Origin of the sequence: Streptomyces sp. NBC_01089, assembly GCF_045162975.1 — a bacterium.
Classification (GTDB): domain Bacteria; phylum Actinomycetota; class Actinomycetes; order Streptomycetales; family Streptomycetaceae; genus Streptomyces.
On the sequence record NZ_CP108660.1, the window covers coordinates 6805065 to 6816888 of the forward strand.

Consider the following 11824-nt stretch of genomic DNA (forward strand, 5'->3'; position numbering starts at 1 on the left):
CGCGCGCCCCGGTCCTCACTCGTCCAGCAGCCAGTTGAGGACGCGGGGGAGCGCGTGCAGCGCGTCGAAGTGCGCGGCGGCCGGTTCCAGTACGGCCGTCGCGCCGGGAATGCGCCGGGCGAGCCAGCGGGAGTGGCCGACGGGCGAGAAGACGTCCTTCACCCCGTGCCACAGCATGATCGGGCTGCGGATGTCGGCGGGGTCGAAGCCCCAGGGGCGGGAGAAGGCGAGCGCGTCGTCGATCCAGCCGTACGGTGAAGTGCGCAGCGCCTCCTGGTAGTTGCGCAGCAGCATGGCCCGTACGCCCGCGTCGTTGACGACTCTGCGGTCGGAGTCGGTGAGGTCGCTGAACAGCTGGTCGAGCAGGCGGACCGGGTTCTTCCTGATCTCCGCCGAGCGCGGGATGAGCCGGGCCGCCAGACCGTCGGGGTCGTCGGACGCGCTGGTGTACTCCCGGACGTTGGACGCCGCCATGCCGTCGAACCAGTCGAGCCCTACGGCGTCCCTGGGGGCGAGCGTGACCAGGGCGGCGGCTCTGGTGACCCGGCCCGGCAGCAGGGCGGCGCAGGCGAGCGCGTGGGGCGCGCCGCCCGACCGGCCCGCGACGGCGAACCTCTCGATCCCCAGTGCGTCGGCGATCGCCCCGACGTCCTGGGCGACATCGGCGACGCTGCGCCCCGGCAGCCGGTCGCTGCCTCCGTATCCCGGGCGGTCGAAGGCGATGAGCTGCATTCTGCGCTGGTAGAGCACCATGCCGCGCGGGGCGGGCCCCAGTCTGCTGCCCGGTGTGCCGTGCAGCAGGAACACCGGCCTGCCGTGCGGATCACCGAGGCGCTCCACTGTCAGATGACGTCCGTCCGGCGCGCGGACCCGCCCGCGCAGCCCCGGTCCCTCTGTGCCGTATGCATGCATCGTGTGCACTGGCATCCCCCTTCATTCCGATGATTACCCATCAGGGCGCTCTGTGGGGTGAGGAGTTGGTGGGAAAGTGCGGATACGGCCGGGAGTACGCCGCAATCCGGGCTCCCGGCGGTGGATAGCGGACGGCGGGCCGTCGGGCGCGGTGGCGATTTGCCCCTCGGGGCAGCTTGAATCCGCTTATGTCCCCCCGGAGAACTCCCCATTCGTGAAAGGAGTGCGGGTGCCTTGTTGGTGTCGTGTGCCCGTCCTTGAGTCGACCTTGTGTGCGAGCTGTGACTGTCGGAATAGTGGGCGGCTCCATCCTCCGCTTCCGGTCACCCCACATGACCGGAAGCGGCCCCCACAGGAGGTCGAAGTTGAAGCACCGACGCATACCCAAGCGCCGAGTGATCGCGGCAGCGACCGGCGCCGCCGCGCTGATCGCCGCCGGCGTCACCTTCCAGACGGCCAACGCCAGTGAGGCAGCACCGGCATCCCCGGTGAAGACGCTGTCCGTGACCGCGGCCGGGAACCTGGCATCGACGCTGACCCACAAGCTGGGCGCCGACGCGGCAGGCTCGTACTACGACGCCAAGAGCAAGAACCTGGTGGTGAACGTCGTCGACGAGGCGGCGGCCCAAGGTGTGCGCAAGGCGGGCGGCCGGGCGAGAGTCGTCCAGCACTCGATGGCCGAACTGACCGGCGCACGCAAGACCCTGGCCGACAAGGCATCGCTGCCCGGCACCTCATGGGCGGTCGACCCGGTCAGCAACAAGATCGTGGTCACCGCCGACCGCACCGTCTCCGGCGCGAAGCTCTCGAAGCTGAACAGCGTCGTCAAGGGGCTCGGCTCCAAGGCCGAACTCAAGCACAGCGCGGGGGAGTTCAAGCCCCTCATCGCGGGCGGCGACGCCATCTGGGGCTCCAGCGCCCGCTGCTCGCTCGGCTTCAACGTGGTCAAGGACGGCCAGCCGTACTTCATCACCGCCGGGCACTGCACCGAGGCCGTCACCAGCTGGTCGGACTCGCAGGGCGGCTCGGAGATCGGCACCAACGCGGCCTCCGACTTCCCCGGCCACGACTACGGCCTGGTGAAGTACACGGCGGACACTCCGCACCCGAGTGAGGTCGACCTCTACAACGGCAAGACGCAGCCGATCACCAAGGCGGCCGACGCGACGGTCGGCATGGCCGTCCAGCGCAGCGGTTCCACCTCGCAGGTGCACGGCGGCACGGTGAAGGGGCTCGACGCCACCGTCAACTACGGCAACGGCGACGTCGTCAACGGTCTGATCCAGACCGATGTCTGCGCCGAGCCCGGTGACAGCGGCGGCGCGCTCTTCTCGGGCGACAGTGCGATCGGTCTCACCTCGGGCGGCAGCGGTGACTGCTCCGCCGGCGGCGAGACGTTCTTCCAGCCGGTGCCCGCGGCGCTGGCTGCCTTCGGGGCGACGATCGGCTGACGCTCCCGTAGTGGCACTCCCGTAACAGCATCAGGGCCCGGCCCGTCCTCGTGACGGGCCGGGCCTCTGCCGTCCGCCCTCAGGCCCCGGGTGTCTCCCGCGCCGCCGCCGGGGCGGTGGCGGGCCTTCCGCGGAACGTGGACATGGCGATCGTGATCACCGTGCCCACCACCGCCCAGCCGGAGAGCACCAGCAGCGGGCCGGTGACGGAGTTGCCCCTGAAGTACGCGATGGAGCGCGCCACCCAGGTCCCCGCGCCCGGGGGCAGCCAGGGGCCGATCGCGTGCCAGAACGGCGGCAGCATCGGCAGCGGGAAGGCGCCGCCCGCGCTCGGGTTGCCCGCGATCACGACCAGCAGGACGGCCAGGCCGATCCCCACGATGCCGGTGAGCGCCTGCAGGGCGAGGGTGATCGCGCCGACCCCGAAGACGACCAGCGCGCCGAGACCCCACAGCCCCAGGACGCTGCCGGGCAGCGCGCCGAGCACCGGGCCGACGATGACCGCGCCGCCCAGGCCGCCGAGGACCGAGTAGAGCGCCATGGTGGCGAGCCTGAGCACGGCGCGCCGCCCGTTGGCGGCCCGTGAGCCCGCGCTGATCGCCAGGATCGACGCGCAGAGATAGCCGCCCACGCACCAGCCGACGACCAGGTAGAACGCGGAGAGCCCGTCGAAGTCCCGGGCCGACGCCGGCGCCACATCGACGGTCCGCACAGTGCGCCGCTGTGTCTTCTCCACGGCGTTGGCGATCCGGTCCAGCGACGAGGACAGCACGGTCCCGCCGCCGGACGCGACCAGCAGGGTGTCCTTCGAGCCGCGGGGGCTGACGATCAGGGCGCCGTCCAGATCACGGTCGAGGATCTTCTTGCGGGCTTCGGCGGCGCTGGAGACCGTACGCGGGTCCAGCGGGTGGCCGGAGAGCCCCTTGAGCTCGCCGACCAGCCGCGGGCCGGCCTGTGCGGGCGCGACGACCCCGAAGGGGACGTCCTTGGGTCTGGGATTGTGCAGAGCCCCCACATAGGACGCGATGAACAGCAGCTGCAGCACCAGGGTGCCGATGACGAGCAGTGCCGCGCGGGGAGTGACGGCGGTCTTCATCTCGTCCAGGAAAGTCATGGCCCCACGGTCCGGTAGAGCGGGCGTTTGCGCAGGTGGGGCGGGCCGAATGGCTGACGCACCGTTAATCGCACAGGTATTCGAAAGTGGTCTATGGTGGAGAAGGGAGCCAGGAACGGACTTGATCATCGGAGCAGGAGGTGCGGCGGATGCCCGGTTTCACGCATCTCCACGCCGTCTCGGGGTTCTCCCTGCGGTACGGGGCCTCCCACCCGGAGCGGCTCGCCGAGCGGGCCGTCGAGCGGGGTATGGACGCCATCGCGCTGACCGACCGGGACACCCTCGCGGGCACCGTCCGCTTCGCCAAGGCGTGCGCGGAGGCCGGGGTGCGGCCCCTGTTCGGGACGCGGCTCGCGATCGGCGGCCGGGCGCGCGCCGATGGGCCCACGCACCGGACGCGCGCCCCCGTGCGCGGTGGGGCGTTCATCGACGAGTCCGTGCCCCGCGCGACCTTCATCGCCAGGGACGGGGCCGAGGGCTGGGCGGCCCTGTGCCGGCTGGTCACCGCCGCCCACGCGGCCGGGGAGCGGCCGCTGCTGCCCTGGGACGAGAATCACGGGGACGGCCTCGCCGTCCTGCTCGGCCCGGACTCGGACGTCGGCCGGGCGCTCGCCGCGGGCCGCCCGGACCGGGCCGCCGGGCTGCTCGGCCCCTGGCGGGAGGTGTACGGCGACGCGCTGCGGCTCGAAGCGGTCCACCACGGGCTGAGCGGCACAGGACCCGGCTCGCTCAGGCTCGCCGCCCGCACGCTCGGCTTCGCCGCCGAGCAGGGCGTACGGCCCGTGCTGACCAACGCCGTCCGCTACGCCGACCAGGGGCAGGGCCCGGTCGCCGACGTCCTCGACGCCGCCCGCAGACTGGTGCCCGTCGACCCGCGCAAGGGCCTCGACAGCGGGGAGCGCTGGCTCAAGGACGCCGGTGAGATGTTCCGTACCGCCGAGCGGATCGCCGAGGCGGCGGGCTTCCGGCGGGACACCGCGCACCGGCTGATCGACGAGACCCAGGCCCTGGCCGCCTCGTGCGCCGTCGACGCCGAGGACGACCTCGGCATGGGCACCGTCCACTTCCCCGAACCGCGGCTCGTCGGCGCCGCGCACCGCACCGCCCAGCGGGTGCTCGCCTCCCGCAGCGCCGCCGGCATGGTGCTGCGCGGCTACGACCGCAGACGCGAGTACTGGGAGCGGATGCACCACGAGCTGGACATCATCGCCTTCCACGGCCACGCCTCGTACTTCCTGACCGTCGCCCGGGTCGTGGACGACGTGAAGGAGATGGGTATCCGGGTCGCGGCCCGCGGCTCCGGCGCGGGCTCCCTGGTCAACCATCTGCTGGGCATCGCCAACGCGGACCCCGTCGAGCACGGGCTGCTGATGGAGCGCTTCCTGTCCCGGCGCAGGCTCGCGCTGCCCGACATCGACATCGACGTCGAGTCGGCCCGCAGGCTCGACGTCTACCGGGCGATCATCGGCCGCTTCGGCGCCGAGCGGGTCGCCACCGTGGCCATGCCGGAGACCTACCGGGTGCGCCATGCGATACGGGACGTGGGCGCGGCCCTCTCGATGGACCCGGCGGAGACCGACAGACTCGCCAAGGCGTTCCCGCACATCCGCGCCCGCGACGCACGTGCCGCGATGGCGGAGCTTCCCGAACTGCGCGGCGTGGCCGAGGAGTCGAAGCGGGACGGCGGGAAGTACGGACGGCTGTGGGATCTGGTCGAGGGGCTCGACGCACTGCCCCGCGGGATCGCCATGCACCCGTGCGGGGTGCTGCTCTCGGACGCGTCCCTGCTGCGGCGTACGCCGGTGATGCCGACCAGCGGCGAGGGCTTTCCGATGTCCCAGTTCGACAAGGAGGACGTGGAGGACCTGGGGCTGCTCAAGCTCGATGTGCTGGGGGTGCGGATGCAGTCCGCGATGGCCCACGCCGTCGCCGAGATCGGCCGGGCCACGGGCGAACATCTCGACCTGGACGACCCCGCGCAGGTGCCCGCCGACGACCCCGCGACGTACGGGCTCATCCGCTCCACCGAGACGCTGGGCTGCTTCCAGATCGAGTCGCCCGGCCAGCGCGACCTGGTGGGGCGGCTGCAGCCCGAGACCTTCGACGACCTGGTCGTCGACATCTCGCTCTTCAGGCCGGGGCCGGTCGCCGCCGACATGGTGCGGCCCTTCATCGAAGCCCGGCACGGCCGCGCGCCGGTGAGCTGTCCGCACCCCGACCTGGCGGAGGCGCTGAGCGCCACCTACGGGGTCGTCGTCTTCCACGAGCAGATCATCGAGATCCTGCGGATCATGACGGGCTGCGGCCGGGACGAGGCGGACCAGGCGCGCCGCAGGCTCTCCGACCCGGAGTGGCAGGGGCGGATCCGTGCCTGGTTCGCGGGGGCGACGGCGGAGCGGGGCTATGCGCCCGATGTCATCGCCCGCACCTGGGAGATCGTCGAGGCGTTCGGCGCGTACGGCTTCTGCAAGGCGCACGCGGTGGCCTTCGCCGTGCCGACGTACCAGTCCGCCTGGCTCAAGGCACACCACCCCGCGGCCTTCTACGCGGGGCTGCTCACCCATGACCCCGGGATGTACCCGAAGCGGCTGCTGCTGGCGGACGCGCGGCGGCGCGGGGTCCCGGTGCTGCCGCTGGATGTGAACCGGTCGGCGGTCGCCCACCGTATCGAACTGGTGTCCGGTACTTTGGGTGTCCGGCTCGCGCTGTCCGACGTCCACGGCATCAGCGAGGCCGAGGCCGGACGGATCGAGGCCGGGCAGCCGTACTCCTCGCTGCTGGACTTCTGGCAGCGCGCCAGGCCGGGCAAGCCGGTCGCGCAGCGGCTCGCGCAGGTCGGCGCGCTGGACGCGTTCGGCGCGAACCGCCGGGATCTGCTGCTGCACATCTCCGAACTGCACACCGGGCCGCGCCAGGGCCGTGGCGGATCCGCGCACAGCGGCCAACTCGCCCTGGGCGAAGGGCGGCGGACGGCTCCGGCCGGGCTGCCCGACCTCAGCGACACCGAGCGGCTCAGCGCCGAACTCGGCATCCTCGGCATGGACTCGTCGCGCCATCTGATGGAGGACCACTACGCCTTCCTGAAGGAACTGGGCGCACTCTCCGCCCGGCGGCTGCGCTCCGCCGAGCACGGGCAGAGCGTCCTGGTCGCCGGGGCCAAGGCCGCCACCCAGACCCCGCCGATACGCTCCGGGCGCCGGGTCGTCTTCACGACCCTGGACGACGGCACGGGCCTGGTCGACCTCGCCTTCTTCGACGACAGCCACGCCGCGTGCGCGTACACCGTCTTCCACTCCTGGCTGCTGCTGGTGCGCGGAGTGGTGCAGCGGCGCGGGCCGCGCAGCCTCAGCGTGGTCGGCTCGGCGGCCTGGAACCTGGCCGACCTGGTGGAGCTGCGGCGCACCGGCGGCCTCGAAGCCGTCGCCGCCGCGCTGGCCGCGCCCGCACCGGACAGTGCCGGGGACACGGAGCAGCCGGGCGGCGGGCGCCGTATCCAGCTGCCCACCGGCTACGAGATGAACCCCTGGGCGGACCTCAGGCCCGCCGGTGACCCGAACGCCACCGGGCGCAAGCTCTGGCACTCCAGCCAGGGGAGCGCGGGATGATCCTCTCCGTACGGTTCACGCCCGAGGCGCTGCCGCTCGGCCTGATCGAGGACCTCACCCCCCTCGTCCAGGCGTTCCCGCCCGACGCCGCGCTCATCGATGTGCGCGGCGCACAGCGGTACTTCGGGTGCGGCGCCACCGAACTCGCCGCGCTGCTGCGGGTGCGGGCGCTCGCCCACCACGGCCTCGACTGCGCGATCGGGGTGGGCGCCAATCCGCTGCTGGCCCGGATGGCCGCACGGGAGGCCCGGCCGGGAACGACCCTGGTGGCAGGTGACGCCCGGACGTTCCTCGCGGACAAACCCGCGGCCGCGCTCCAGGGGGTCGGGCCGAAGCTGGCCCGCACCCTCTGCTCGTACGGACTCGACTCCATCGGCAGGATCGCCGCCGCGCCCCTCGCCACGCTCCAGCGGATCGCCGGAGCGCGCGCCGGGCGCGAACTCCAGGAGAGGGCGCGCGGCATCGACCGTACGCGGGTCGTGCCGAACGCCGCAGCCCGCTCGACCTCGTCCGAACGGTCCTTCCCGCGCGACGAACTGGACCGCGACCGGCAGCGCGGGGCGCTGCTCTCGCTCACCGATGAACTGGGGGCCCGGATGCGCCGCGAAGGGCAGGTGTGCGGCTCGCTGACGCTCACCGTGCGGTACGCCGACCGGTCCACCACCGTCCGCGGCCGCACCCTGCACGAGCGGACCGCGCACTCGGCGGCGCTCACCGCCGCCGCGTACGCGATCCATGACTCGCTCGGGCTGCAGCGCGCCAGGGTGCGCGGGATCGCGCTGCGGGCCGAGGGGCTGACACCGGCCGAGCACGCAGCCCATCAGCTGATGTTCGACCCCACCGACGACAAGGCGCGCCGGATCGAGGAGGTCGCCGACCGGGCACGGGCACGGTTCGGACCCGGGGCGGTCGTGCCGGGGACGCTCGCGGCGCAGGACCGGCGACACACGCGCCGCGCGGGCCGGCCGGTGCGGCGGGCCGCTGTACCGTGACCGCGAAGATCGTTCTCTGATCTTCCATCAGTTCTTTACTGACGCGTAACTTCCCCCGCTACCTTACTCGTGCGTAAGTTGGCGTCAGCAGAACACTCTTGTGGTCCGGGCCGCAGGGCGCACATCCGTCGTCACTCCCTTGAGTCGCAAGGAGATCACTCGATGATGCCCTGGAAGCGCGCGCTCGGAGCACTCCCCGCGCTGGCTCTGGCGGTCACCGCCGCCGCGGTCCCCGCTGCAACGACGGCGCAGGCCGCCGCCCCCAGCAGCGGATGGAACGACTACTCCTGCAAACCGTCGGCGGCCCACCCCCGGCCGGTCGTCCTCGTCCCCGGGACCCTGGGGAACTCGACCGACAACTGGCTGGTGCTCGCCCCGTACCTGGTCAACCGCGGATACTGCGTCTTCTCCCTCGACTACGGGCAGCTGCCGGGCGAGACACTCTTCGACGGGCTCGCCCCGATCGACCAGTCGGCCGGCCAGCTCTCCGCCTTCGTCGACAAGGTGCTCGCCGCGACCGGTACCGCGAAGGCCGACATCGTCGGCCACTCGCAGGGCGGCATGATGCCGAACTACTACATCAAGTTCCTCGGCGGGGCGGCCAAGGTGAACTCGATGACCGGCATCGCCCCCGACAACCACGGCACCACCCTCTCCGGGCTCACCAAGCTCCTGCCGTACTTCCCCGGCGCGGCCGACATCCTGCAGAAGGGCGCACCGGGCCTCACCGACCAGGTGGCCGGCTCACCGTTCATCAACAAGCTCAACTCGCTGCCCGACACCGTGCCGGGAGTGCGCTACACGGTCATCGCCACCAAGTACGACGAGGTGGTCACCCCCTACAAGACGCAGTTCCTCAGCGGATCCGACGTCAACAACGTACTGATCCAGGACAAGTGCGCCGCCGACCTCTCCGAACACGTCACCATCGGCCTGACCGACAAGATCGCGTACCACGAGGTCGCCAACGCCCTCGACCCCGCGCACGCCACCCCCACCACCTGCGCCTCCGCGGTCGGTTAGACGGGCCTCCCTCACTCCCGCCTCGGACGGAGGGAGTGAGGGAGTGAGGGACCACCGGGCGACGGCCGGGGAATGGCCGGGGAATGGCCGGAACGGGTTGTATACGGACGCGCCGGGGCGGTACGGCCGGGCGCCGCGCCCGCGGTACGGCCGTGAACTGCCCGTAGGCCGCTCGGAGATACACGTGTGTTTCACCGGGCATGTGATCAGCCGGATTGTCAGTGGGAGCTGAGAGCATCGGATCCATGACGATCAACTGGGATGCCGCCGCCGACACCTTCGACGATGAGGCCGACCACGGCCTGCGTGACCCCGGGGTGCGCGACGCATGGGCGGCACGGCTGAGGAGATGGCTGCCGGGGGAGCGGGCCGAGGTCCTGGACGTCGGCTGCGGCACCGGCAGCCTCGCCCTGCTCGCCGCCGGGCAGGGGCACCGGGTCACCGCGGTCGACCTCTCCCCCCGGATGGCCGACCGGGCACGGACCAAGCTGGCCGGCCAGGACGCCGAGGTCCTGGTGGGCGACGCGGCGCAGCCACCCGTGGGCGAGCGCACCTTCGACGTGGTGCTGGCCCGCCATGTGGTGTGGCTGCTCCCCGATTTCGAGGCGGCCCTCAAGCACTGGTGCTCACTGCTCAACCCCGGCGGCCGACTGGTGCTGGTGGAGGGCGTCTGGGGCGGCGTGGGCCTCTCCGCGGGCCAGCTGATGGCGGCCCTCGACCCGCTCACCGAGTCCGTACACCACGAACTGCTCTCGGCGGACCCCGCACTCTGGGGCAAGGAGGTCGACGACGAGCGGTACGTCCTGGTGGCGCTGACCTGACGGAGAGGCAGCCGGGTGAGGAGCGGGGGCGGGGCGGTGGTCGGGTGTGGGGGAGAATCGGAGGGTGACTCTGAAGATCGCCATTGATGCCGATGCCGCCACCGCCCCCTACGAGCAGTTGCGGGCCCAGATCGCCGGGCAGGCGCGGTCGGGGAAGCTTCCTGCCGGGTACCGGCTGCCGACCGTGCGGGGGCTGGCCGAGGAGCTCGGTCTCGCCGCCAACACGGTCGCCAAGTCGTACCGGGCGCTGGAGGCGGACGGGGTGATCGAGACGCGTGGGCGCAACGGCACCTTCGTGGCGGCCGCCGGTGACGCGGCGGAACGGGAGGCCGCGGAGGCGGCGCTGGCCTTCGCCGAGCGCGCCCTCCGGCTGGGTCTCGCTCCGGACGCCGCCCGCACCGCGGTCGATGACGCGCTGAGGGCGGTCTACGGGAAGTAGGCCCCGGGCCGCGGCGAGTCCGGCAGCGGTGGCCTGTGGCAGGCCCGTGTGGCTGGGTGGTGTGGCTGGGCGGTGTGCGGAGGGGCGCAGCCCGTGCCGCCCCTGCCCTTACCGCTGCCGCCCCTGCAAATGTTTCGCAGGCACTGCTGCCCTGTAGCCGCCGGCCCTGCGACCAGTGCCCCTGAAACCGCCCTGCCGCCCCTACAGGTACAGGCCCGCGTCCACGCCCCGTTCCTGTGCCGGGACGGACGCCGGTCCCGCGCCGCGCCGGAGTGCGTACAGCTCCGCGAGCGTCGTGCCGTCCCGGCCGATGCCCTCGTCGCTGCCCAGCCACGCCGTCGATTCGGTGCGGGTCAGCGGGCCGACCTCGATCCGGGCCAGGCAGCGGCCCGGGCGCACCACCGCGGGGTGCAGCCGTTCCAGGTCCTCATTGGTGGTGACGCCCACCAGGACATTGCGGCCCTGGCCCAGCAGTCCGTCCGTGAGGTTCAGCAGCCGCGACAGCGCCTGACCCGCGGTGTGCTTGGCCTCGCCGCGGATCAGCTCGTCGCAGTCCTCCAGCAACAGCAGCCGCCAGCGGCCCTTCGCCGAACCGTCGTCCTCGCCGATGGCGATGTCCATCAGATACCCGACGTCGTTGAACAGCCGCTCCGGGTCGAGTACGCAGTCCACCTGGCACCAGTCGCGCCAGGACCTCGCCAGGGTGCGCAGCGCCGATGTCTTCCCGGTGCCCGGTGGGCCGTGCAGCAGGAGCAGCCGGCCCGAGATGTCGTCCGGGGTCACCTTCATCAGGCCGTCCAGCGCATCGGCCACCGGCGCCGTGTAGTTGGCCCGCACCTCTTCCCAGGTGCCGGCCGCGATCTGCCGGGTGGTGCGGTGCGGACCGCGGCGCGGGGAGACGTACCAGAACCCCATGGCGACGTTCTCGGGCTGCGGTTCGGGCTCGTCCTGCGCGTCGTCCGTCGACTGCTTGAGCACCTTCGCCGCCAGCTCCTCGCTGACCGCGGTGACCGTGACATCGGCGCCGCGGTTCCAGCGCGAGACGAGCAGCGTCCATCCCTCGCCCTCGGCGAGCGTCGCGCTGCGGTCGTCGTCCCGGGCCGCCCGCAGCACGGTCGCACCGGGAGGCAGCAGCGTGAGCCCCTTCTTGACGCGGTCGATCGACGAACTGTGCGAGTACGGCTGCTCGCCCGTGGCGAATCGGCCGAGGAACAGGGCGTCCACGACATCGGACGGCGAATCGCTGTCGTCGACGTTGAGCCGGATCGGCAGGGCTGCCTCAGGGTTTGCGGACATGCGCCCATGATCCGGCACGGGGGCGGCCCGCGCACGCCCTTTCTGTCACGCGTTCTCCCCGGATCTGTCACCTGTTCTCCCCGGGTGGTACCGGCGTACGCCCGTCCGGCCGACTGACGTCACGTCACCGATGGGGTGAATCAGGGCTGTTCGCACCCCGTAGGGCCGGAC

Annotated in this window: 8 protein-coding genes and 1 pseudogene; 6 read left to right on the top strand and 3 right to left on the bottom strand. The window is 72.2% G+C overall.

Translation table 11 applies throughout. The annotated features are described in order from the left end of the window. Nucleotides 1-15: 15 nt before the first annotated feature. Nucleotides 16-912, bottom strand: a complete 897-nt coding sequence (locus OG510_RS30580) for an alpha/beta fold hydrolase (RefSeq protein WP_406142636.1) — start codon at nt 910-912, stop codon at nt 16-18. A gap of 365 nt (nt 913-1277) precedes the next feature. Between OG510_RS30580 and OG510_RS30585 the strand changes: the two genes are divergently transcribed. Further along, on the top strand, nt 1278-2363 hold the full coding sequence (locus OG510_RS30585; RefSeq protein WP_406141051.1) for a S1 family peptidase: 1086 nt from the start codon (nt 1278-1280) through the stop codon (nt 2361-2363). Between the two features lie 79 nt (nt 2364-2442). Here the strand turns inward: OG510_RS30585 and OG510_RS30590 are convergent, their stop codons facing one another. Beyond that, a complete protein-coding gene (locus tag OG510_RS30590) occupies nt 2443-3477 on the bottom strand; it encodes a DUF3533 domain-containing protein (RefSeq protein WP_406141052.1) in 1035 nt (344 codons plus the stop codon). 149 nt (nt 3478-3626) lie between these two features. Here OG510_RS30590 and OG510_RS30595 point away from each other — a divergent pair, with 149 nt between their 5' ends. From OG510_RS30595 to OG510_RS30615, 5 genes and pseudogenes are all read left to right on the top strand, one after another. Beyond that, nucleotides 3627-7082 (top strand): DNA polymerase III subunit alpha, encoded by a 3456-nt coding sequence (locus OG510_RS30595; RefSeq protein ID WP_406141054.1) that lies wholly within the window; start codon nt 3627-3629, stop codon nt 7080-7082. Next, nucleotides 7079-8074, top strand: a complete 996-nt coding sequence (locus tag OG510_RS30600) for a hypothetical protein (protein WP_406141056.1) — start codon at nt 7079-7081, stop codon at nt 8072-8074. The genes OG510_RS30595 and OG510_RS30600 overlap by 4 nt, the downstream gene beginning before the upstream one ends. 162 nt (nt 8075-8236) lie before the next feature. Further along, the gene (locus tag OG510_RS30605; RefSeq protein WP_406141057.1) at nt 8237-9097 is read left to right on the top strand and encodes an esterase/lipase family protein; all 861 of its coding nucleotides are present in this window, start codon (nt 8237-8239) and stop codon (nt 9095-9097) included. A gap of 245 nt (nt 9098-9342) precedes the next feature. After that, nucleotides 9343-9909, top strand: a pseudogene (locus OG510_RS30610) (class I SAM-dependent methyltransferase); the annotation flags it as partial. Between the two features lie 73 nt (nt 9910-9982). Continuing rightward, a complete protein-coding gene (locus OG510_RS30615) occupies nt 9983-10357 on the top strand; it encodes a GntR family transcriptional regulator (RefSeq protein ID WP_406141058.1) in 375 nt (124 codons plus the stop codon). A 201-nt stretch (nt 10358-10558) separates the two neighbouring features. On the opposite strand, the gene OG510_RS30620 is transcribed toward OG510_RS30615, so the two are convergent. Continuing rightward, entirely contained in the window at nt 10559-11653 is a 1095-nt protein-coding gene (locus tag OG510_RS30620; protein WP_406141059.1) for a DUF5925 domain-containing protein, read from the bottom strand. Nucleotides 11654-11824 lie beyond the last annotated feature (171 nt).

Bases quoted from the DNA above. Each gene is read 5' to 3' on its own strand.
- OG510_RS30595 (WP_406141054.1), top strand. From the start codon at position 3,627: ATGCCCGGTTTCACGCATCTCCACGCCGTCTCGGGGTTCTCCCTGCGG.
- OG510_RS30590 (WP_406141052.1), bottom strand. From the start codon at position 3,477: ATGACTTTCCTGGACGAGATGAAGACCGCCGTCACTCCCCGCGCGGCA.
- OG510_RS30600 (WP_406141056.1), top strand. From the start codon at position 7,079: ATGATCCTCTCCGTACGGTTCACGCCCGAGGCGCTGCCGCTCGGCCTG.
- OG510_RS30620 (WP_406141059.1), bottom strand. From the start codon at position 11,653: ATGTCCGCAAACCCTGAGGCAGCCCTGCCGATCCGGCTCAACGTCGAC.
- OG510_RS30605 (WP_406141057.1), top strand. From the start codon at position 8,237: ATGATGCCCTGGAAGCGCGCGCTCGGAGCACTCCCCGCGCTGGCTCTG.
- OG510_RS30580 (WP_406142636.1), bottom strand. From the start codon at position 912: ATGCATGCATACGGCACAGAGGGACCGGGGCTGCGCGGGCGGGTCCGC.